Here is a 22,932-nt window from a genome sequence, read left to right on the forward strand (position 1 = left end):
CCGGCCGGGGGCCGATGGGGATATGACGACGGCGGGCGGGAAGGCGCCGCTGGCCGTCCTGGAGTACCGGACCGGTGTCGGGTTTGGCCCGCAAATGGCGCACTCCAGGCGCAACACGCGCCCCCTGCGTGGCCGTTGCCTGGTGTTTCCGCCTTGGCCTGCGGGTGCCGCGCCGAATCTGCAACGCTTTTCAGAACCGGGAGCCTTGATCGCCCGCCACTACCCCGTCGCAATCCCCAGGATCGAGGCCGACCATGGACGAACACGCGTGACATCCGCAGACACTTCTGTCTTCGCCCCACCCGCCCCCCAGCCCTCGTCAGCTGATCGGCTGGAGGTGGCCATCATCGGCGCCGGCCAGGCCGGGCTGTCACTCAGCGCGGTCCTGCAGGAGGCCGGCGTCGCGCATCGCGTACTGGAGGCGGAAACCGTGGGCGCCAGCTGGCGGCGGCGCTGGGATTCCTTCCAGACCAACACCGCCAACGCGACGATGGCCCTGCATGGCCACGCCTATGCGGGCGACGACCCGGAGGGCTTCATGGCCGCACCGGAAGTGATCCAGCGGCTCTGCGACTACGCCAGCGAAAGGTCACTGCCGATCCACGAAGGCTGCGCGGTCCTGCGTGTCACGCCCAAGGCGGGCGGCTACGCCATCGAATCCAGCCGCGGGCCGATCCAGGCCGCTGCGGTGGTCGTGGCCACCGGCGAATACGGCCGTCCCCGGATGCCCCGTGTCCCCTTTGCGCCCGGGCCGGCGCTGGCGGTACTGCACTCCAGCAACTACCGCAATTCCCGGCAGCTTCCCGACGGCGCGGTGCTGGTCATCGGCGGCGGCCAGTCCGGCGCGCAGATCGCCCAGGATCTCCGCGCCAGCGGCCGCAACGTGTATTGGTCGCTGGCCGAGCGCCATTCGCATACGCGCCGGCTGCGCGGCAAGGATTCGATGACCTGGTGGGACATGGCCGGACGCATCCACCAGCATGTGAGTGAATCGGCCGGGGTGCTCGCCGGGGAGCCGGACGCGCTGCGCAAGGCCCGGACCGCAGAGTTCCCGCTGATTTCCGGCAAGGGACGCGCAGGCCTGGGCAGCTCGATCAGCCTGCTGTCGATGCATCGCGAGGGCATCACACTGCTGGGCCGCCTGCAGGGCTTCGACGCGGACATCGCCCGCTTCGCCGATGTCCGCCCACAGCTGCGCACTGCGGTCGAAGCAACGCGGGCCGAGTACGCCTATCTCGATTCACTGGCAAGCGGGTACTACGCCACGCGGCCCGAACCGCGCACCGATGATGCCCGCTACATTCCAGAAGAGGTGTACCTGCACTGGGAGCCGGACGCCTCGCCGCGCGAACTGGATCTGAACGCTGCCGGCATCCGCTCGGTTGTCCTCGCCACTGGCTTCGTCGCCGAATGGCCGTGGCTGCATGTGGATGGCGTGCTGGACGAACACGGTTATCCGCTCGGCGAGTTCGGCGTCTCCCCGCAGCCCGGGCTGTTCTTCATCGGCATGCACAACCTGCAGCGGATGAGCTCATCATTCCTGTGCAACGGCGGTCGCGATGCGCGCGACCTGTTGCCCGCCATCCTGCGGCACCTTGGCCGGGCCGGCAGTACCGGCTCCGGCGCAGGGCAAGGCAGCTGCCGGGCAAGGCCCGGCGCTACCGGAAACGCTTAGCGACCGGTCTTCACCTCGGTCCACAGCCGGGTGTAGAGCTTGTCGGTCTCCGGCGTGTTGATCGAATAGGTGAACATCTTCGCGGCCACGTCGGCCGGCGGGTAGATCGTCGGGTCGGTGCGGATCGCCTCGTCCACCAGCGGGGTCGCGGTCGGCACCGGGTTGCCGTAGTGGATGAAGTTGGTGTTGGCCGCGGCCACCTTCGGTTCCAGCAGATAGTTGATGAACGCGTAGGCCGCTTCCGGATGCTTGGCATCCTTCGGGATGGCCAGCATGTCGAACCACTGCGGCGCGCCTTCCTTCGGGATCGAATAGGCCACGTGCACGCCATTGCTGGCCTCGGCTGCACGATCACGGGCCTGGATGATGTCACCCGACCAGCCCACCACCAGGCAGGTGCCGCCGTTGGCCAGCGAGCCCACGTACTGCGAGGAGTGGAAGTTCTGCACGTACGGGCGGATCGACTTCAGCAGGTCCGCCGCCTTCTGCAGGTCGGCCGGATCGCCGCTGTGCGGATCCAGGCCCAGGTAGTGCAGCGCGATCGGAATCATGTCCGCCGGCGTGTCCAGGATGGTCACGCCGCAGTCCTTCATCTTGCTGATGTTTTCCGGCTTGAACACCAGGTCCCAGCTGTTGGCGATGTCGGCGCTGCCACCGAAACGCTCCTTCAGCATGTCCACGTTGTAGCCGATGCCGGTGGTGCCGATCATGTACGGCACACCGTACTGGTTGCCCGGATCCTGTGTGGCGATGCGCTTCATCACCGCCGGGTCGAGGTTGGCCAGGTTCGGGATCTTCGACTTGTCCAGCGGCAGGAACACGCCGGCCTGGATCTGCCGGCCGAAGAAGTTCAGCGTCGGCACCACCACGTCGTAGCCGCTGTTGCCGGCCAGCAGCTTGGTCTCGACCATCTCGTCACTGTCGAACACATCGTAGGTGACCTTGATCCCGCTCTGCTTCTCGAAGTTGGGGATGGTGTCTTCGGCGATGTAGTCGCTGTAGTTGTAGACGTTCAGGACCTGGCTGTCCTGTCCGCCGCCGTTGCCGCCGCCACAGGCGGAAAGCATGGCGGAGGCCAGGCCGAGCGTGAGGATACGCAGCTTCATCGGGTGCTCCAGAATGCGGAAAGGGGGGCCGGCCGGGCCGGCGACGGGTGCCAGCCTACCCCCCGGCGACGGATTTTTCTATTCGCGGCCTTCACACGTTCAGCAGCAGGAACTCGCGCTCCCACGAACTGATCACGCGGAAGAAGGTCTCGTATTCCTTGCGCTTGACCGAGGTGTAGGCGCGGCAGAAGCGCTCGCCGAGCAACGCCTGCAGCTCACTGCACTGCTCCAGCCCATCCAGCGCTTCACCCAGCGAACGCGGCAGGTCGTAGCCCAGCTCCTTGGCGCTGCCGGTCACCGGCGCATCCGGCGCCAGGCGCTCGCGGATGCCGAGCAGCCCGCAGGCCAGGGTCGCGGCCATCGCCAGGTAAGGGTTGGCATCGGAGCCGGCAAAGCGGCTTTCCACCCGCATGTTCTCCGGCGTATCCAGCGGCACCCGCAGGCCGCAGGTGCGGTTGTCGAAGCCCCAGTGCACGTTGCTCGGCGAGACCTCACCGAACACCAGGCGCCGGTAGGAATTCACGTTCGGCGCGAAGAACGCCATGGCCATCGGCACATATTTCTGCAGGCCGGCCAGGTAATGAGCGAACAGCGGACTGAAATCCTCACCACCGTGCTCGCCGGTGAACACGTTCTGGCCATCGCTGATGCGCAGCAGGCTCTGATGGATGTGCATCGCACTGCCCGGCTCGTTCTCCATCGGCTTGGCCAGGAAGGTGGCATACACCCCATGGCGCATCGCCGATTCGCGCATGGTGCGCTTGAACAGGAACACCTGGTCGGCCAGATCCATCGCATTGGCGTGGGTGAAGTTGACCTCCAGCTGCGCCGCGCCGGATTCGTGGATCAGCGTATCCACGTCCAGCTTCATCGCATCGCAGTAGTCGTACATCAGGTCGAGGATCGGATCGAACTCGTTGACCGCGTCGATCGAGTACGACTGCCGCGCCGTTTCCGGGCGACCGGAGCGGCCAGCGGGGGGCAGCAGCGGGAAATCGGGATCGGTGTTCTTCTGCACCAGGAAGAATTCCAGCTCGGGCGCGACCACCGGCCGCAGGCCGAGCTCGGTGTACGCATCCAGCACCCGGCGCAGCACGTTGCGCGGCGCCAGCTCATGCGGCTCGCCGTTCTTGGTGTAGCAGTCGTGGATGACCTGCGCGGTCGGGTCGGTCGCCCACGGCACCATGCGCACGGTGTCCGGGTCGGGGCGCAGGATCATGTCCGAGTCCGACGGCGAGGTCAGGTCGTAGTAATCGTCCGGAAATTCACCGGTGACGGTGGTCGCGAAGATGCCTTCGGGCAGCCGCGTACCGTAGTCATGCGAAAACTTGTCGGCCGGGATGATCTTGCCCCGCGCATTGCCGGTGATGTCCGGAACCAGGCACTCGACCTCGGTGATGCGCCGCTCCTTCAGCCAGCGCAGCAGGCTGCTTTCCTGCGGGGGCGGGGGCGTGGCCGTCTTGCGCGGGCGCGTTCGGGAACTCATTGGGATTCCAGTCGATTCTGTTGGTGCTGCCGGCAAGCTTGGCCGAACGCACGGAAAATAGCGTGATAGAACGGCGTCTGCATGACACGCCACTCCGGGTGCCACTGTACGCCGAGCACGAATCGATGGCGCGGGCTGCGGGCTGCTTCGACCAGGCCATCGTCGGCCCAGGCCTCGATCTGCAGGCCTTCGGCCACCTGCGCGATGCCCTGCCCGTGCACTGAGTTGACCTGCACCCGATCGGCGGCACACCACTGCGCCAGCCACCCCCTATCGGCCAAGGTGATCGCATGGGCCGGACCATACTGCACCTCCACCGGCGCCTGCGGGTCTTCGCGATGGTCGGCCAGGCCAGGCACTGCATGCACCTGCGGATGCAGCGTGCCACCGAGCGCCACATTCAATTCCTGGAATCCGCGGCAGATCGCCAGCACGGGTAGATCCATCGCCAGTGCCTCGCGCAGCAGCGCGAACGCAGTGGCGTCGCGCGCCGGGTCATGCCGGTTGCCGTTCCAGGTGCGGCCCCCTTCGTAATGCTGCGGCTCGATGTTGCTGACCGCGCCGGTCAGCAGCAGGCCATCCAGGCCCTGCAGCCAATCGCGCGCCGGCAGCGGCGGCTGCAGACTCGGCAGCACCAGCGGTGTTGCCTGCGCAGCGTCAACCAACGCGCGCACATATTTTTCCCCGGCCACCGCGAAACGATGATGGCCGAGCACGGTGCTGTCGGTGGGCAGGCCCACCCAGGGCAGGCGGCGCATGGGGAAACTCCTTGGCGTGGCATCAAGGTACGCGCCCGGCATCGGCATCGGCAAGCCGCTGCCCTCACACCACGGGCGCCCGGCTTGGGCCAAACTATCGGTGTGAAGCCCGACCGTCCTCCTCCGCTCCGACGCCCTTTCCCGCTTCTGCGAGGCCGCCGGTGAGCGCCGCCTTCCCGCCCAGCTGGTACGCCAGCAGCCTGCCCGAACCGCCCGCATTGCCGCCGTTGCGCGGTGAACTGCATGCCGATGTGGCGATACTGGGCGCCGGCTATACCGGCCTCACCGCCGCACTGGAACTGGCCCTGCGCGGCCAGCGGGTGGTGGTGCTGGAAGCGCAGCGGATCGGCTGGGGAGCCTCGGGCCGCAATGGTGGCCAGGCGCTGGTCGGCTACGGCTGCGAAGTGGACGAGCTGGAACGCCAGCTCGGCCGCGAGGATGCGCGCCGCCTCTTCGACTGGTCCCGCGAGGCGGTACAGGGGATGCGCGCGCGCATCGACCAGCATGGCATCGAGTGCCATTGGGTGGAGGGCCACGCCAGCGTTGCCATCCGCGCTCGCCACGAGCGCGACCTGCGCGCCAACTGCGAACACCTGCAGCGACATTACGATTACCCGATGCAGTGGTGGGAGCGCGATACCCTGCGTGGTCAACTGGACAGTCCGCGCTACCGCGCGGCGATGTTCGACCCGCTCAGCGCCCACCTGCATCCGCTGGCCTACGCCCGCGGGCTGGCCGATGCCGCGCGCGCAGCCGGGGTGGTCATCCACGAACAATCGCCGGTGACGCGCATTCAACGCGGCGCACATGCGGTGCTGCATACCGACCACGGCAGCGTGCGCGCGCCGCAGCTGTTGGTGGCCGGCAACGCCCTGCTGCAGGGGCTGGTGCCTGAGCTCGAGCGGCGCATCATGCCGGTCGGTACGTATATCGGCGCCAGCGCACCGCTGGGGGCCGAGCGCGCCCGTGCCCTGATCGGCAACAACATGGCGGTCTCCGATACGGCCTGGGCGCTGGACTATTTCCGGCTCAGCCATGACCACCGCCTGCTGTTTGGTGGCCGCGCCAGCTATTCCGCGCTGCCGCCGCCGGGCCTGCACCGGGTGATGCAGCGGCGCATGCACGAGGTGTTCCCGCAACTGGCCGACATCCCGCTGCAGCAAGTCTGGGGCGGTTATGTGGACATCACCCGCAACCGTGCCCCGCACTGGGGCCGGCTGGATGGGAATGTGTACTTCGCGCAGGGCTTCTCCGGCCACGGCGTGGCAGCGGCCGGGCTGGCCGGTGAAGTGATCGCCGAAGCCATCGTTGGCCAGAGCGAGCGGCTGGACGTGTTCCAGCGCCTGCGCCATGGCCCCTTCCCCGGCGGACGCCTGCTGCGCATGCCGCTGCTGGTGGCGGCCATGTCCTGGTACAAGCTGCGGGATGCGTTGTGGTGAAACCGCGCCCGCCGCACTTCAGCCACTTGATCCACACCTGCGCTTTGTTCGCATAATCTACGCAGACGCAGCGGAGTACCTGGATGCGATGGTGGACTGAGGGGCTGTTGGTACGCATACGGCTCCGCCCCGAAGGGCTGGCCCTGGCAGTGCTTTATGCGCTGGCATGCTGGGGTACCCGCAAGTTCTCGCTGGACCAGTTCTACCTGCCAGCGGGCGTGCGCGTGGCAGCGTTGCTGCTGTGCCCGCCACGGCTGTGGCCCTATCTGTTGCTGGGTGAGTATGCGTATTTCGCGCAGTTGCGCATTCCGCTTCTCGGCAAATACGGCCTCACTTGGGTGATCTTCGCCTCAGTGTTCCTGATGCCTGCTGCGATGCTGATCATCCGTCTGCACCGGAAACTGCTGGAGCGCACCACGATCGTTGGCATCATCTCCATCGCGATGAGCTGTGCCATGGTGGTGAGCCTGCTCAACCTGTGCATCTCCCACCTGCTGTGGCCGCCGTTGCGCGAGACCTCTTTCCTGACGAGCGCCGTGCGCTACGCGCTGGGCGACTTCATCGGCATCCTGGTGCTCGCTCCACTGGCGCTGCTGTGGATCCGGCGCAGGGAAGAACCCTGGCCCCCCCAGGCCGTCGCGCTCACCGCCGCCTCGTTGGCAGTCACGCTCTTGGTGGGGATGCACGCAACGCCCGTATCACCCGCCACCATGGCGGCCTCGGGTTCCCTGCAAATGCTGCTGCTCCTGCCCATTCCTGCCATCGCCTTGACCTGCCTGCTGGGCTGGCGTGGCGCCGCGATCGGCGTAGCGATGGTGAATCTCATCATCGGACTGACGACCCCGAAGGTCGAGCCCGAAGCCTTCGATGCTGCAACGTTCGCCACCCAGCAGGCCATGGCCATCGCCAGTGTGGCTCTTCTGCTGTTGGGCGCCCGCATAACGCACTTCCAGAATCAGCACCGGCTGCGTGAAGAAGATGGAAGGAACACCCTGCTTCTCGCCCGGCGAACGCATGCATCCAGCGAGATGGACCTACGCGAACGCGCCGCTCACCTACGCCGTCTGGGCGACGGACTGGACCTGTCCCTCAATGAGATGGTGAACTGGCTCCATGCCCAAGGCCACCACGCAGTGGCGCATAGCCTCAAACACACGTCTGAAGTGCATTCGCGTCTGTTCCGTGCACAGGCGAGCATGATCTACCCGGCTGCGCTGGAAAGGCTGGGGCTGTATGTTGCCCTGCAGGCAGGCGGAGTGCGCGAAAACTGGAACAGTACCCACCGCGTCTGCCAGCCTCGATTGAGTGGCGATCCGTGCAGACTCAGTTCCGGCCTCCAACTGGCGGCTTACCGCTCCATTGTTGAGGCGGTTTCAATCCTGCTTGGAGGCGAAACCGGCCAGCTCATCGTGCGCGGACGTTGTGGCGTTCACCGCGACCGCCGTGGCATTGTTCTGCTTGCGTCGATGATAGACCGCAGGCATGTTCTGGCACGATCGACCATGGACCAGGCAGCCGAGCAGCTGGCCGGACGCATACTGGCCTATGGCGGCTCGCTGCACTGCGGTCGGAATCGGATAAGGATCTTGCTGGAAGAATCGATCGATATCCCGCCCGGAGGCGTGATCTCCGTTCGTGATGAACGGCGCGCGAGTGGAGTCGATCCATTCCAGCAACCGCCGCCAGCCGCGCATCACGAATAGCAAAGTGCGATGCACATCACAAACCAGCCGTGACTTTCATTGTCCGGCATTTCATCTGCGCGCCCCATTTCGAGCGCCATGAGCTGAAGCGGAGATTGCGCCTTTCCAGTTCTCCCGATACTGTCCGGTAAGGGAGTTGTTCATGTATCGACAGGATCGCGATAGCGTGCGACGAGCAAGGGAGGCTTGCGCTTGAACTGGTTGAAGAGTGGGTTTGAACTGAGCTTCCGCATCCGACCGGTCGGTATTGCGCTTGCTGCCCTGTACGCGATCACCTGCTGGGCCACATGGCGGCTGTCGGTTGACCAGTTCTTCCTGCCAGCCGGCATCCGCGTTGCAGCGCTGTTGCTGTGCCCACCCCGCCTCTGGCCGTACCTCATCCTGGGCGAGTACGCCTACTTTGCCCAGATGCGCTATCCGATGATCGAAGCCTATGGCCTGGGCTGGGTGATTCTCGCCTCCGCCTGCCTGATGCCGGCCGTTGCATTGATCATCCACCTCCATCGCAAGGCGATGGAGGCCACAACTGAAGGATGGCTGCTGTCGGTGGCAGCATCGGCCGCGTTGGTGGCCAGTGCCTTGAAGCTCGGCCTGTCCCACCTGCTTTGGCCCGCCCCGCCCAGCATGCCGTTCTACTCCAATGCGGCACTGTTCGTGCTCGGCGACTACATCGCCATCCTCACGGTCGCGCCGCTGGCACTGCTGTGGATGCGTCGCCGCAGCGGCTATGACTGGAGCGTCTGGAGACTTCCACCAACGCTAGCCGCGCTGTGTTCCCTATGTGTATTGGGTGCGCTCATCGCACTGGTAGGTGCCCACGATCCCATGGCACGCGCCCTTCTGCAGTTGCTGCTGGTGCTGCCTGTGATCGCTCTCACCTGCATGCATGGCTGGCGCGGCGCGGCAGTCGGTGTCCCGCTCATGAACCTCATGCTGAGCGTGACTATGCCAACCACCGGCCTTCCAAGCTCGTTCGACCAGACTACGTTCTTCACCCAGCAGATCATTGCAATCACCAGTACTGCACTGCTCGCGCTGGGCTCGCGCATCACCCATCACTACCACCAGCAGGCCCGCCCCGCGATGGAGGTCTCCCAGGCGATTGCGTTTTCACGTTCGGCGCACCTCGCCAACGAACGGGATCTTCGGGAACGGGCCTTGGGGCTGCGTCGGATTGCCGACGATATCGAAGCGGCGCTCGGAGAAACGGCGCATCTGCTGAGGGCCAACGGCCACGAAGGACCCGCTACGGATCTGCTGCGAACCTTCTCATCACGTTCGCAACAGTTCCGCGAACTGACCAGCAGGGTATACCCCACCGAGCTCGAGCACGCCGGGCTGTATGTCGCATTGCAGGCCGGCGGCCTGCGCGAGGCCTGGGATTCCAGCCATCGGCTGGTCCGCCCGCTGCTTGCGGGCGATCCCTGCCAGCTGAGCATGGGGCTGCAGTTGGCCGCCTATCGCCTGCTTGCCGAAGCGGTGTTGTTGCTGCTGGAGGAAGAAAAAGGCCAGATCCTGATCCGCGCCCGTTGCGGGCGATCCGGAGGCCAGCTGGGAATCGTGTTCACCGTGGCCCTGCTTGATCGGCACAGTACCTTGACGCCGGCCACGCAGGGGCTGGCCATCGAGCGGCTCTCGGCCAGGGCAAATGCCTACTCCGGCGCGGTGCAATGCCGAACCAACCGTATCAGGATCATGATGCGGGACACGCCTCTCGACAGCCCCTGGCTTGCTCCGCCTCGAGATTTGAGCTATTCCAGCGAGACATCCGCCCGACACTGAGAGGGGCATGCGCCCCGGCCAGCCCCGCAGCGGACAACCGCTGCAGGGTGCTGACCCAGTCCAGCATCAGGGCGAATTACTTGCCGCCGCTGGCGGACTCGACGGACCAGATTGCGTCGCGGCCTTCGCCGTGGACGACAAGCGAGAAGTCTGGTCCCTGGAAAACAGTGCGTCGGCGGCTATTCTGCGGCAAGGGCAGTTGCCTTGAGGGCAGCGAGGTGCGGACCGGCGCCTTTCCGGCCGGCAATGTCCAGAATGTCGAATCGATGTTGGCGATGATCAGCACCACCTGGCCTGCAAGATCATTGACCTGGTAATACGCGACTCCATCGCGCTCGAATGCGTACACGGACCAAGCCGGATCGGCACTCAGGTTGACGGCAGCAGGCTGAGCCTCGCCCAATCCGGCCTGCGCCATCTGGACACCATTGCCTCCACTCGGGCAGCAGGCCAAGGCAAGTCCAGGCGCAGCAAGCAAGGCAGCGGCAGAAGCCACGATCGAAAATCGGGAAAATCTCACAGGCATCTCCATGGTTGAAATAATGGGCAGCGTCCAGGCAACTGAAGCCTGACCACGATCAGATAATGCGATGCCCCGCATGACCGGATGAAATAGTCCACCCCGCAATGGACAAAAAGGGCGCTGCCAGCATACCCATGCGCCGCTGGGCGCGCCATGAAGGGCCATTTACGGCAACAAACTTCGCAGCGCAACGTCGGATACCCCTTTCCGAAAGGGCGACATTCTGTCCGCCCATCGCAAAGGTGCGGTGGTCCCATGAACGTTGGCGCACAGAAGGTCTTCCTCCTTCCGTTAAAGTTGCACCTGAAACCGCCGCTATCGGTGCCGAGCCCTCCCACGTGAGCCACCGCATCATGCCCGTCCTGCCGCAGGCCGCTGTCGATGGCGACCTGGCCGATCCGCTGCCGCAGCGCATCCTGCTGGTGGAAAATTCCCGTGCCTTCACCGGCATGCTGCGCGAAGCCATCGAACAGCGCCTGGAGCTGCCGGTGGTGGTGGCCAGCTCGCTGGCCGAAGCCGATCGCCTGCTCAGTGAAGAAGGCGGCTGGTTCCTGGTGCTGACCGGGCTGGTGCTGGCCGATGGCGACCGCGACGCGGTGGTCGAGTTCTTCCTCAAGCGCAACCTGCCGACCGTGGTGGTCAGCGGTGTGTACGACGAGGACCTGCGCAAGCGCGTGCTGCAGCAGCAGATCATCGATTACGTGCTGAAGAACACTCCGGGCAGCATCGACTATCTGGTCTGGCTGGTGCAGCGTCTGGAACGCAACCGGCGCATCGCCGCGCTGGTGGTGGACGACTCGCCGTCCGCACGCGGCTATGCCGCCGCCCTGCTGCGCATGTACGGTCACGAGGTGTACGAGGCGGCCGATGGCAATGAAGGCCTGGCGGCGATCGAGGCGCACCCGGCGATCCGCCTGGCCGTGGTCGACCAGGAGATGCCGGGCATGCAGGGCGTGGAGTTCACCCGCCGCCTGCGCACCCTGCGCTCGCGCGACAAGGTGGCGGTGATCGGCATTTCCGGCAATACCGATGCGTCGCTGATTCCGCGCTTCCTGAAGAACGGCGCCAATGACTTCCTGCGCAAACCCTTCTCGCGCGAAGAGTTCTTCTGCCGCGTCTCGCAGAATGTGGACCAGCTGGAATTGATCGGCACGCTGCAGGACCTCGCCACCCGCGATTTCCTCACCGGCCTGCCCAACCGCCGCTGCTTCCTGGAACAGAGCCAGCGCCAGCTGCCGCAACTGCAGCTGCACGGCCAGTGCGTGGCGGTGGCGATGATCGACATCGATCATTTCAAGCACATCAACGACACCCACGGCCATGAGGCCGGTGACGATGCACTGCGCGCGGTCGCCCGTGCTGTCGGCGACCACGCGCGAAGCCAGGACCTGATCGCGCGCTTCGGCGGCGAGGAATTCTGCCTGCTGGTGCCGGACATGGAACAGGACGAAGCTCTGCTCTATTTCGAGGAGCTGCGCCAGCGCATCGCCGCGCTGGAAGTGGACATCGGCAGTGCCACGCTGCGCATGACGGTCAGCATCGGCCTGTGCTGCCTGCGTCCGCAGCGTGATGCGCTGCACCGGCTGATTTCCGAGGCCGATCGCCAGCTGTACCTGGCCAAGGCCGGAGGCCGCAACCGGGTCAGCTGCACCACGGTGGCCAGTCCGCTGCGCCCGCGCGAGGCTGCGCTGTCCTGACAGGCATGCCTTGATCCAGATCAACGCCGCCCGTGGGCGGCGCCTCTACAGTCGGCCCCGACATCAGCATGAAGGGGAGCCGGTGATGGCACTACTGGTCTGGCAGGACGATCTGAACATCGGCATCGATGTGATCGATCAACAACACCGCCGCATCATCGAAATGCTCAACCACCTGCACGTGGCGCAGACCAGCCTGCAGCGGGCGGCGGTGGGCGAAGTGATCGACGAGGTGGTGGACTACACCATGTCCCACTTCGCATTTGAAGAGGAGCTGATGGAAGAAGCGGGCTATCCGTTCTGCGCCGCGCACAAGCGCGTGCATGAGGTCTTCATCAAGCGGGTATCGGAATACCGCATGCGCTTCCAGGCCGGTGAGGACATCAGCGACGAGCTGCGCACCATGCTCTCGCGCTGGTTGTTCAACCACATCCGCGGCGACGACCAGGCCTATGCCGAACAGGTCAAGCAGCATCTGAACCAGTTTGCCCGCGAACACCAGAGCGGCGGCTGGCTGGGCCGCACGCTCAAGCGCTTCTTCGGCTGATCAGCGCTGGCGGCGCTGCAGCGCCAGCAGCGCACACAACGTGACCACCGCGGTCAGGCACAGGTAGTAGCCGACCGCGACCAGCCCGTAGCGCTCGGCCAGCCAGGTGGCCAGGTACGGTGCCGGGGCTGCCCCAAGAATGCCCGCCAGGTTGAACGACAGCGAGGCACCGGTGTAGCGCACCTCCACCGGGTAGATCTCGGCCAGGAAGGTGCCGCAGGGGCCGTAGGTCAGCCCCATCAGGAACAGGCCCAGGCACAGGAACGTCAGCACCAGCCACGGGCTGCCGGGCTGGAACAGCGGCGCGAACAGCACACCGAAGCCGATGATCAGCAGGCTGGCGATGGCCATCGTGCGGCGCGTTCCCCAGCGATCACCGTAGCGTGCCGACAGCGGAATGCCGGCGGCGAAGAAAAGCATCGCCACCATCTGCATCAGCAGGAACTGCTCGCGGCTGTAGCCGAGCACGGCGGTGCCATGGCCGAGGCTGAATACCGTCATCAGGTAGAACAGCACGAAGGTGGCGAACGCACCCAGCGTGCCCAGCAGCATCGGCAGCGGATGGTCGCGCAGCACCGTCCACATCGGCAGGCGCACCGGCGCCTTGCGCTCCAGCGCGCGCTTGAAATCCGGTGTCTCGTGGATGTTCAGCCGCACCCACAGGCCAAGGCCGACCAGCAGCGCGCTGGCAACGAACGGAATGCGCCAGCCCCATTGCAGGAAATCGTCCTGGCCCAGAAAGCGACCGAGCAGCAGAAAGATGCCGGCTGACAGCAGGAAGCCGATCGGCGCACCCAGCTGCGGGAACATGCCGTACCAGGCGCGCTTGCCCGGCGGCGCATTCTCGGTGGCCAGCAGCACCGCCCCACCCCATTCGCCGCCCAGGCCCAGGCCCTGGCCGAAGCGGCACAGCGCCAGCAGTGCCGGCGCCCACAGGCCGATCTGCGCATGGGTGGGCAGCAGGCCGATGGCGACCGTGGACAGGCCCATGGTCAGCAGCGCGGCCACCAGGGTGGCCTTGCGGCCGATACGGTCCCCGAAGTGACCAAACACCGCCGAGCCCACCGGGCGTGCGATGAACGCCACCGCGAAGGTGGCCAGGGACTGCAGCAAGGCGGCCTGGTCGCTGCTTTCCGGGAAGAACAGGTGCGGGAACACCAGCACTGCGGCGGTGGCGTAGATGTAGAAGTCGAAGAACTCGATGGTGGTGCCGATCAGGCTGGCCAGCAGGACACGGCGGGGAGAATTCACGGGTGGCGCGGCAGCGGTGATCGTCGACATCGGCAAGGCGGGTAACGGCGGATCGACCGATTCTGCCACGCTTGGCCGCCCCACCGGGGCAATGGTTTCAGGCGACACCGACGCCAACGAATTCTTTCCGGGGGGCCGCTACGCTGCACCATCGGTCCCTGCATGGATGCTTCACCGATGGGTTCTGCCGCCCCGCAGTCATGCTCCGATTCCCCGCTGCTGCCTCGCCTGGCTGCATGGCTGGCGGTGCTGCTGGTGCATCTGCTGATGCTGTGGTGGCTGTTGCATGCGGGGCGCATCGCCTTGATCGCACACGACAATTCGCGGATCAGCCTGCGTTGGCTGCCGCCGGAAGCGCCGCCGATGAGCCCTCAGGTTGTCGATGCATCACGGCCGTCGGCTGCGCCGCACCAGGTTCGGCACGCCCCCGCGCTTCCTACTGCGCAGGCCGAGCAGCGCTCAGCGCATGTCGATCGGCAACGCAGCGCGGCTGCGCGCAACCAACCACTGAATCTGAGGCTGCCGGCTGGCAGCATCGATGGTGGCGATGGCATCACTGCCGAGGGTGTGGCCGCAAAGCTGATCGGCCGCCGTGAGGTGCATGCGGCGTTCGCGCCCCGTCGCCCCCCTTTCCGGATCCACCGGCAAATGACGCCCGAGCAGATCCTGCAGGGTGTTGCCCAGATGCTCGGCACCTGGCCACCGGGCTACATGGTTGACCCGTGTACGCTGGGCCAGCAGGACATGCATTACTTCCAGAACACAGTGGAGGAAGTGGACCGGCAGTTGCTGCGCGAGGCGGTGCTGCAGGTCAGTGCAAGCTGCCGGTAGCGCGGTCTACAGCTGGATCCAGGTGGCCTTGATCTCGCTGTACTTGTCGAAGGCGTGCAGCGACTTGTCACGACCGTTGCCGGACTGCTTGTAGCCACCGAACGGTGCCGTCATGTCACCGCCATCCCAGCCGTTCACCCACACGCTGCCCGCGCGCAGTTGGCGGGCTACGCGATGGGCGCGTCCAAGATCCCGCGTCCACAGGCCGGCGGCCAGTCCATAGCGACTGTCGTTGGCCAAGCGCACGGCCTCGGCTTCGTCATCGAAGCCGAGCACCGCCAACACCGGGCCGAACACTTCCTCGCGAGCCAATGCCTGTTCCGGGCGTACCTGGTCGAACACCGTCGGCTGCACATAGCAACCACCCGCCTCCACCTCGGCACGCTGGCCGCCCAGCAGCAGGCGCGCGCCATCGGCTTCGGCCCGGGCGATGTCGGCCAGTACCTTGTCCACGTGCGCGGCATCGACCAGCGCGCCCATCGGTGCATCGGCCTCCAGCGGATGGCGGGGCTGCATGCGTTGGCCGTAGGCGATCACCTGGTGCACGAAGTCATCGCGGATCGAACGCTGCACCAGCAACCGCGAACCGGCGGTGCAGACTTCGCCCTGGTTGAAGAAGATGCCCTGCGCCACGCCCTTGGCGGCCGCATCCAGGTCCGGCGCGTCGGCGAACACCACGTGCGGGCTCTTGCCACCGCATTCCAGCCAGACCCGCTTGAGGTTGGAGCGCCCCGCGTATTCGAGCAGCCTGGCGCCGGTAGCGGTGGAGCCGGTGAAGGCCAGCACGTCCACGTCCATGTGCAGGGCCAGCGGCTCGCCCACGCGTGAGCCGTGACCGGGCAACACGTTGAGCACGCCGTCCGGCAATCCCGCTTCGGCCGCCAGTGCGGCCAGCCGCAACGCACTCAGTGGCGAGCGCTCGGAGGGTTTCAGCACTACTGAATTTCCCATCGCCAATGCCGGCGCGATCTTCCAGCACGCCATCAGCAGCGGAAAATTCCACGGCACGATGGCCGCCACCACGCCTGCGGCCTCGCGCGTGACCAGGCCCAGCTCGCGCGGACCGGTGGGGGCGATTTCACCGTACAGCTTGTCCACCGCTTCAGCGGTCCAGGTCAGGCAGCGCACCACGCCGGGAAGATCGATGCGACGCGCATCGCGGATCGGCTTGCCCATGTCCAGCGTTTCCAGCAGGGCCAGCTCATCGGCGTGCGTCTCCACCAGCGCGGCCAGCGCCAGCAGCACGCGCTTGCGATGGGCGGGGCTGGCCTGCGACCAGTGGCCTGCCTCGAACGCGCAGCGCGCCGAGGCCACCGCACGCTCGACGTCCTGTGCATCACAGTCGGCCACCGCACCCAGTACACGCCCGTCGATCGGGCTGATGCAATCAAAGCGCGCGCCGCTGGCGGCATCCACGTAGCGGCCATCGATGAACGCTTGACCGGGAATCGCAACGCGGCTACGCAGGGCCTGCCAGTGGCTGCGGTCGGGGAAGTCGGCCATGGGTCGCTCCAGCAATCAACGATCCTTGTTTATACCGGCGCGGCCGCGACCCCACCGTGATCGACCGCACTGCGCTCTCGCCGGGCATGGCCCGGCGCTACCACAAGGTCGAGGCCCGAACGGTAGCGCCGGGCCATGCCTGCCGGCGGAACCGTGACGCGGCTGCGCTAGAGTCGCAACCATCGGACCCGACGGAGCCGGCATGAAAACCCCTGCAAGCGACCTGCACGACCTGGCCACCCAGCGCCCCGATTCACTGGACGCGTACTGGATGCCGTTCACTGCCAACCGCCAGTACAAGGGCGCGCCGCGCATGCTGGTACGTGCCGAGGGCATGCACTACGAGGACGTGGATGGGCGCGCCATCCTCGATGGCACCGCTGGCCTGTGGTGCTGCAATGCAGGGCATGCCCGCCGACGCATCGTCGACGCGATCGCCGAGCAGGCCGCCACCCTCGATTACTCGCCGGCCTTCCAGATGGGTTCGCCGCCGGCCTTCGCCCTGGCGCAGCGATTGGCGGCACTGGCCCCGGCCGGGTTGAACCACGTGTTCTTCACCAGCTCGGGTTCGGAGGCGGTGGATTCAGCGATGAAGATCGTGCTGGCCCACCACCGCCTGCGCGGCGAAGGACAGCGCACGCGCTTCATCAGCCGCGAGAAGGCCTACCACGGGGTCGGCTTCGGCGGCATGGCACTGGGCGGGCTGCCCAACAACCGCCGGCAGTTTGGCCTGCAGCTCGGCAGCGTGGACTACCTGCGGCATACCCTGGACCTGTCACGCAATGCGTTCAGCAAGGGCCTGCCACGCCAGGGCGCAGAGCTGGCCGACGATCTGGAACGGCTGATCGCCCTGCACGATCCGTCCACCATTGCCGCGGTGTTCGTTGAACCCATCGCCGGCTCGGCCGGGGTGATCCTGCCGGCGCCGGGCTATCTGCAACGACTGCGCGAGATCTGCGACCAGCACGGCATCCTGCTGGTGTTCGATGAGGTCATCACCGGCTTCGGCCGGGTTGGCATGGCGTTCGCCGCGCAGCGTTTCGGGGTCACCCCGGACCTGTTGACCTTCGCCAAGGGCGCCAGCAACGGCGCGGTGCCGCTGGGAGGCGTGCTGGTCGGCGACAGCGTGCATGCCAGCTTCATGCAGGGTCCGCCACAGGTCATCGAGCTGTTCCATGGCTATACCTATTCGGGCCACCCCTTGGCCTGCGCGGCGGCGTTGGCCACGCTGGACATCTACGCCGAGGAACGGTTGTTCGAGCGCGCGATCGAACTGGGCGAATACTGGCAGGAGCGCCTGCACGCCCTGCAGGGTCTACCGAACGTGGTCGACATCCGCAACTTCGGCCTGGTCGGTGCGGTGGAGCTGGCACCGCGCAAGGACGCCCCCGGCAGCCGCGGCTACGAGGTGTTCCGCCGCTGCTTCCACGACGGGCGCCTGCTGGTGCGCTGCACCGGCGACATCATCGCGCTGTCACCGCCGCTGATCGTGGACAAGGCACAGATCGACCAGATCACCGGCACCCTAAGCGAGATGATCCGGGCCACCGCCTGAGGCCAGGGCGGTGCTGGCGAGCAGGTACAATGGGCGGTTCCGCTCCTGCCTGTTGCCGTGCCCATGAACATCGTCGTCAAAGAAGAACTCAAGGCCTACATCGACCCGCTCACCGCCGACGAACACGAGGCGCTGGAGCGCAGCATCCTCGCCGAAGGCTGCCGCGATGCGCTGGTACTGTGGGGCGACGTACTGGTGGATGGACACAACCGCTTCGGCATCTGCCAGAAGCATGGACTGCCGTTCAACACCGTGCAGAACACCCGCTTCCAGAGCATGGAAGACGTGCACCTGTGGATGATCGAGCAGCACCTGGGCCGGCGCAGCGTTTCCGATTTCCAGCGCGGCGTGCTAGCCCTGCGCAAGCGCGACATCCTGTCCGCGCGCAAGCAGGTCGAACAGGCGCAGCTGCAGCGCGAAAGCGACGGCACCGCCGAGCCTGCCGACGAGGCCGGCGAAGACAGCCCACCGTGGGAACCGGCGCCGAAGATCAGCCGCGCCGAACTGGCCCGCGAAGCCAAGCTGAGCACCAGCCAGGTGGGCATGATCGAGCGCATCCACGCCCAGGCTGCGGCCGAGGTGGTGGAAGCGGTGAAGGCCGGCATGATCTCGATCAGCGCCGCCGCCGCCGTGGCCGACCTGCCGGAAGAAGAGCAGCGCGCGGCGGCTGCCGGTGGCAAGGATGAGCTAAAGCAGGCTGCAAAGCGCGTGCGTGAGTCCAAGCGCAAGCCGCGTGCGCCGAAGCCTGAACCGGAGTCGGCGGAAATGGACTTCGAAGAGGCCAACGAAGATGAGATCGCCAGCCGCGATGCCGAGGTGCTGGCCGCGCTGGAGCAGCTTGGCGAGGATACCCCGGCGCTGCGCCGCCGCGTGGTTGCCCTGACCCGCGAGAACGACACCCTGCGCGCACAGCTGGCCCACCTGCGCAGGCAGCTGGAAACGCTCTGAGCATCCCCCGGTAGTGCCGGCCGCTGGCCGGCAGCTGCAACGTGCTTCCAACGTCCATGGGTTGCCGGCCAGCGGCCGGCACTACCGGGTACTCACCGGCCTGCGGGTAGACTTCGGGCATGACGTCTGCCATCGATCCGCGCCGCGCCCAACTGCGGCGCCTGAAAACCCTCGCCCTTGGCCTGCTGCTGCTGATGCTGGCCGGTTTCGCGGTCAGCCACTGGCAGGGCGAGCGTGGCATCTGGGCCTGGGTCTCGGCTTTCTGCGAGGCCGCCGCGGTTGGCGCGCTCGCCGACTGGTTTGCGGTGGTTGCCCTGTTCCGGCGGCCGATGGGCCTGCCGATTCCGCATACGGCGATCATTCCGCGTAGCAAGGAACGCATCGGCGACAGCCTGGCCCTGTTCGTGCGCGACCAGTTCCTGGAACCGACGGTGCTGCTGGCCAAGTTGCAGGTGTTCGACCCGGCCAGCCGCCTCGGCAGCTGGCTGGCCGATCCCGCGCGTTCACGGATGCTGGCCGACATGGCCCGTGGCTGGGCGCTGCAGGCGCTGGATTTCTTCGATGAAGCTGCGGTGCGGCGGCAGCTGCACAGCTTCGTGGTGCAGCAGCTGCGGCAGTGGAACGCAGCTGCCACCGCCGGCGAACTGCTGGGCCTGCTGACCGCCGATGGCCGCCACCAGCGCGTGCTGGACGAGGGCCTGCAGCGGCTGGGGCGTTGGTTGGAGCAACCGGAAGTGAAGGAACGCGCCTCGCAGCTGATCGTGCGCTACATCCAGCGCGAATGGCCGACGCTGTCGAGCACGGTGAACTGGATCAAGCCGATCGATGAGATCGGCGACAACCTTGCCGAACGCCTGGCCCGGGCGGTGCTGGAAGAACTGCAGCAAGTGCTGGCCGAGCCGCAGCACCCGCTGCGCCAGGACTACGAACAATGGCTGGGTAACTACGTGCAGCGCCTGCGCGAAGACCCGGCACTGACCGAGCGCATCGAACAGCTCAAGCAGGAAATGATCGACCACCCTGCCCTGCAGGACTACGTGCAGGGCCTGTGGTCGCGCATACAGGCCAGCCTGCGCGGCGATCTGCAGCGTGAGGATTCGGCACTGGTCGGTCATCTGCAGCGCAGCCTGGCTTCGTTGGGCGACAGCCTGCAATCGGACCCGGCGTTGCGCGAGGCATTGAACCAGCACCTGCTGGAAGGCGCACAGCGCCTCACCGGGCGCCTGCGCGAGGGCGTCACCACCCATATCGCGCAGACGGTCAAGAGTTGGGACGAACGCCACCTGGTCGAGCAGCTGGAGCTGAGCGTGGGCCGCGACCTGCAGTTCATCCGCTTCAACGGCACCCTGGTGGGCGGCCTGATCGGCCTGCTGCTGCATGCGGCGACTGTTCTGTTCCGTTTCTGAGATGGGTTCCCGGCCGGGCTGCGCCCGGCACCCGCAGAGGCCGGAGCCAGAGCAACAGCCACAGCTGGTTTCCTGCGGGATGGCAGCGCGCTGTGGGTTTGCTGGGCCGCCGTGAACCCATCCCTGGGGGCTTGGTCGCCGCATCCGTGCGGCTCACACCCCGCAAACCCACAGCGCCCCGGCTTCGACCGTTTCCCTCGATCTGCCTGGATCCACATGTTCGGGGACGAATGGGGCTGTCACACTTGCTTAACGAAATGCGAATGCCTATCATTTAGTGATCGGTTGTGCGCTTAGCCAAGCGGGGCACGGAAGCACGCGCCCACCCGCCCCTTCGCCCGTGTACATCCCCCGACCACTGGGTCACCTGCCTGCCGCAGGTGTCGCACCGTCGATGGGAATCACGCTGGGTGACGTGCGCGGAGCGCATGGCTGCCATGGGTGCGTTTGCCATCGCCTGTTTTTTGTCCTGCATGGAATCGCACCGATGGCTTCTCCCCTGATTACTCCCCGTCCAACCCTTCTGGCCCTGGCCGTGACCGCACTGTTGATCGCACCGTTGGCACACGCTGAGGAAGGTTCTGCCGACCCGTCTGCGCGCACCCTGGACACCGTCCAGGTCACTGCCGATGGCGACATTGCCGACAGCTACACCGTCAAGCGGGCCAGCACGGCGACCAAGCTCGGCCTGTCGCTGCGTCACACGCCGCAGTCGATGACCGTGGTGACCCGGCAAAGGCTGGACGACATGGGCCTGTTCTCGCTGTCCGATGTGATGGGCCAGGTCACCGGCGTGGCGGTGTCGGTCACCGACAGCGAACGCATCAACTACGTTTCGCGCGGGTACAACATCACCAACTTCCAGGTCGATGGCATGCTCAACACCTTCGGTGGCTACATCAAGACCAACACCGACAGCGTGATCTACGACCGCATCGAAGTGGTGCGTGGCGCCACCGGCCTGACCACCGGTGCCGGTGATCCATCGGGCACCATCAACTTCGTCCGCAAACGCCCCACCGATACGTTCCAGATGAGCGCCAACCTCACGCTCGGCCGCTGGGGCAACCAGCGCCTGGAAGCCGACCTCGGCGGCCCCATCGCCCTGGATGGCCGCATCCGCGCCCGCGTGGTCGCGGCCAAGCAGCAGAGCGATTCGTTCCGCGATGTCTACAAGCTGGACAAGGACGTCTTCTACGGCATCGTGCAGGCCGACATCACCGACACCACCCTGCTGGAAGCCGGCTACGAGTACCAGTCGCCGCGTACCACCGGCGTGACCTGGGGCGTGGTGCCGTACTGGGGTGCCGATGGCAAGCCGGCCAACCTGCCGCGCTCGACCAACCTGTCGGCGCGCTGGAGCAGCTGGCCGATCGTCGAAAAGAGCGCGTTCGCCCGCCTCGAACAGCAGCTGGGCCATGGCTGGGCAGCGAAATTCGCCTACACCCGCTCCAAGCGCGAGACCGACGGCGCGGTCTGGTACGGCGCGTCCGGTTACCCGCGTGCCGATGGCAGCGGCATCTCTGCCTTCGTCGGCAGCTTCGGTGAAAACGGCGACATGCAGGTGTTCGACTTCAACGTCGGTGGTCCGTTCCAGCTGTTTGGCCGTGAACACGAACTGGTGTTCGGTTTCGGCCAGTCAGTGCGCAAGGGCGAAGTGCCTGCGAGTGAAACCGCCGCTTACCCTGCCAGCTACGAGCGCGTGCCGGACTGGCGCAGCTGGAACGGCGACGTCGCGCCGCTGCAGGTCACCCGCTTGGGCTATCTCGCCTCGGAGGACGAACTGCGCCAGCGTGCCGCTTACCTGGCCGCGCGCCTGCAGCTGGCCGAGCCGCTGACCGCCGTGCTCGGTGCCCGTTACGGCAGCTGGGAAACGCGCAGCTGGACCTACACCCATGACGCCGCCGGCCGCTTGACCGACACCCGCCGCGGCGGCTACAAGCCGGATGACTCACTCACCCCGTACGCCGGCTTCATCTACGACTTCAACCGCTACTTCAGCGGCTATGTCAGCTACACCGACATCTTCCAGCCACAGAACTACCGCGACAAGGCCAACAACTACCTCGAACCGGCCGTCGGTGACATGTGGGAAGCCGGGGTCAAGGCCGAGTTCTTCGATGGCCTGCTCAACACCTCGGTCGCGGTGTTCAAGGGCGAGAAGGACAACGTCGCCGAGCTCGATGATTCGGTACCGGAAAACTCGCTGCCCGGTGGCATCAGTGCTTACCGCTCCACCGGCAAGGGCAACAAGGTGAAGGGCTGGGAAATCGAAGCGCAGGGCAGCCTGGGCGAGCACTGGAACCTGTCTACAGGGTTCACCCACACCGTCAGCCGCAATGCGCTGGGCGTTCGCCAGAACACCACCGTTCCGGTCGATCTGTTCCGCCTCAACGCCAGCTGGCGCCCGGGTGGTGCCGAAGGCCGCTTCTGGATCGGTGGCGGCGCGACCTGGCAGAGCGGCATCTGGAGCCTGAGCAACAAGCCGCGCGAGGACTTCCTGGTCAGCGGCAAGCGCGACCGCGTGGCGATCGAACAGGGTGATATCTACCTGCTCAACCTGTCGGCCGGCTATCGCTTCAACGAAAACTTCACCGCCCAGGTGAACGTCAACAACCTGCTGGACAAGAAGTACTACAACCGCGTCGGTTTCTACGACGGCGTGTACTGGGGCGAACCGCGCAACGTGATGATGACACTGCGCTGGAAGCTCTGACGATCT

General features: G+C 66.1%; 17 protein-coding genes. 11 read left to right on the forward strand and 6 right to left on the reverse strand.

The window, feature by feature from the left end; all coding sequences use genetic code 11:
• The first annotated feature begins 22 nt into the window (after positions 1-22).
• Positions 23-1,675 (forward strand): flavin-containing monooxygenase, encoded by a 1,653-nt coding sequence (locus AC1DKR_RS12570; RefSeq protein ID WP_478033107.1) that lies wholly within the window; start codon positions 23-25, stop codon positions 1,673-1,675.
• Here AC1DKR_RS12570 and AC1DKR_RS12575 read toward each other — a convergent pair.
• The 3 genes from AC1DKR_RS12575 to AC1DKR_RS12585 form a co-directional block, all read right to left on the reverse strand.
• Positions 1,672-2,781 carry a polyamine ABC transporter substrate-binding protein gene (locus tag AC1DKR_RS12575; RefSeq protein ID WP_033830748.1) on the reverse strand — a complete coding sequence of 370 codons (1,110 nt, stop codon included), beginning with the start codon at positions 2,779-2,781 and terminating at the stop codon, positions 1,672-1,674. The two genes, AC1DKR_RS12570 and AC1DKR_RS12575, sit on opposite strands and share 4 nt — an antisense overlap.
• A 91-nt stretch (positions 2,782-2,872) precedes the next feature.
• Positions 2,873-4,267: a glutamine synthetase family protein gene (locus AC1DKR_RS12580; protein WP_025875326.1), complete on the reverse strand. Its 1,395-nt coding sequence runs from the start codon at positions 4,265-4,267 to the stop codon at positions 2,873-2,875.
• Positions 4,264-5,025, reverse strand: a complete 762-nt coding sequence (locus tag AC1DKR_RS12585) for a gamma-glutamyl-gamma-aminobutyrate hydrolase family protein (RefSeq protein WP_478033110.1) — start codon at positions 5,023-5,025, stop codon at positions 4,264-4,266. The genes AC1DKR_RS12580 and AC1DKR_RS12585 overlap by 4 nt, the downstream gene beginning before the upstream one ends.
• Positions 5,026-5,186: 161 nt before the next feature.
• On the opposite strand from AC1DKR_RS12585, the gene AC1DKR_RS12590 reads away from it, so the two are divergent.
• The 3 genes from AC1DKR_RS12590 to AC1DKR_RS12600 all read left to right on the forward strand — a co-directional run bounded on the left by AC1DKR_RS12590 (position 5,187) and on the right by AC1DKR_RS12600 (position 9,949).
• Positions 5,187-6,464, forward strand: a complete 1,278-nt coding sequence (locus AC1DKR_RS12590; RefSeq protein WP_478033112.1) for an NAD(P)/FAD-dependent oxidoreductase — start codon at positions 5,187-5,189, stop codon at positions 6,462-6,464.
• Between the two features lie 83 nt (positions 6,465-6,547).
• Positions 6,548-8,167 carry an MASE1 domain-containing protein gene (locus AC1DKR_RS12595; protein WP_088100396.1) on the forward strand — a complete coding sequence of 540 codons (1,620 nt, stop codon included), beginning with the start codon at positions 6,548-6,550 and terminating at the stop codon, positions 8,165-8,167.
• A 192-nt stretch (positions 8,168-8,359) separates the two neighbouring features.
• The gene (locus AC1DKR_RS12600) at positions 8,360-9,949 is read left to right on the forward strand and encodes an MASE1 domain-containing protein (RefSeq protein WP_223494688.1); all 1,590 of its coding nucleotides are present in this window, start codon (positions 8,360-8,362) and stop codon (positions 9,947-9,949) included.
• A gap of 76 nt (positions 9,950-10,025) precedes the next feature.
• On the opposite strand, the gene AC1DKR_RS12605 is transcribed toward AC1DKR_RS12600, so the two are convergent.
• Positions 10,026-10,367, reverse strand: a complete 342-nt coding sequence (locus AC1DKR_RS12605) for a hypothetical protein (protein ID WP_223494686.1) — start codon at positions 10,365-10,367, stop codon at positions 10,026-10,028.
• Positions 10,368-10,825: 458 nt separating this feature from the next.
• On the opposite strand from AC1DKR_RS12605, the gene AC1DKR_RS12610 reads away from it, so the two are divergent.
• Positions 10,826-12,169 (forward strand): diguanylate cyclase, encoded by a 1,344-nt coding sequence (locus AC1DKR_RS12610; RefSeq protein ID WP_223497215.1) that lies wholly within the window; start codon positions 10,826-10,828, stop codon positions 12,167-12,169.
• An 85-nt stretch (positions 12,170-12,254) separates the two neighbouring features.
• Positions 12,255-12,716 carry a bacteriohemerythrin gene (locus tag AC1DKR_RS12615; RefSeq protein ID WP_025875341.1) on the forward strand — a complete coding sequence of 154 codons (462 nt, stop codon included), beginning with the start codon at positions 12,255-12,257 and terminating at the stop codon, positions 12,714-12,716.
• Here AC1DKR_RS12615 and AC1DKR_RS12620 read toward each other — a convergent pair whose 3' ends face one another.
• Positions 12,717-13,997 (reverse strand): MFS transporter, encoded by a 1,281-nt coding sequence (locus AC1DKR_RS12620; protein WP_478033115.1) that lies wholly within the window; start codon positions 13,995-13,997, stop codon positions 12,717-12,719.
• A 147-nt stretch (positions 13,998-14,144) separates the two neighbouring features.
• Here AC1DKR_RS12620 and AC1DKR_RS12625 point away from each other — a divergent pair, with 147 nt between their 5' ends.
• Complete coding sequence (locus AC1DKR_RS12625; RefSeq protein ID WP_447944870.1) at positions 14,145-14,798, forward strand: hypothetical protein; 654 nt, start codon at positions 14,145-14,147, stop codon at positions 14,796-14,798.
• Positions 14,799-14,804: 6 nt separating this feature from the next.
• Here AC1DKR_RS12625 and AC1DKR_RS12630 read toward each other — a convergent pair whose 3' ends face one another.
• On the reverse strand, positions 14,805-16,301 hold the full coding sequence (locus AC1DKR_RS12630; protein ID WP_478033118.1) for an aldehyde dehydrogenase: 1,497 nt from the start codon (positions 16,299-16,301) through the stop codon (positions 14,805-14,807).
• Positions 16,302-16,503: 202 nt separating this feature from the next.
• Here AC1DKR_RS12630 and aptA point away from each other — a divergent pair, with 202 nt between their 5' ends.
• From aptA to AC1DKR_RS12650, 4 genes are all read left to right on the forward strand, one after another.
• On the forward strand, positions 16,504-17,856 hold the full coding sequence (aptA, locus tag AC1DKR_RS12635; RefSeq protein ID WP_478033120.1) for an omega-aminotransferase AptA: 1,353 nt from the start codon (positions 16,504-16,506) through the stop codon (positions 17,854-17,856).
• A 63-nt stretch (positions 17,857-17,919) separates the two neighbouring features.
• Entirely contained in the window at positions 17,920-18,804 is an 885-nt protein-coding gene (locus AC1DKR_RS12640) for a ParB N-terminal domain-containing protein (protein ID WP_312786061.1), read from the forward strand.
• Between the two features lie 119 nt (positions 18,805-18,923).
• Positions 18,924-20,210, forward strand: a complete 1,287-nt coding sequence (locus AC1DKR_RS12645) for a DUF445 domain-containing protein (RefSeq protein WP_312786060.1) — start codon at positions 18,924-18,926, stop codon at positions 20,208-20,210.
• Between the two features lie 487 nt (positions 20,211-20,697).
• Positions 20,698-22,926 (forward strand): TonB-dependent siderophore receptor, encoded by a 2,229-nt coding sequence (locus AC1DKR_RS12650; protein ID WP_312786059.1) that lies wholly within the window; start codon positions 20,698-20,700, stop codon positions 22,924-22,926.
• Positions 22,927-22,932 lie beyond the last annotated feature (6 nt).

Source organism: Stenotrophomonas sp. 01N47 (assembly GCF_056399165.1).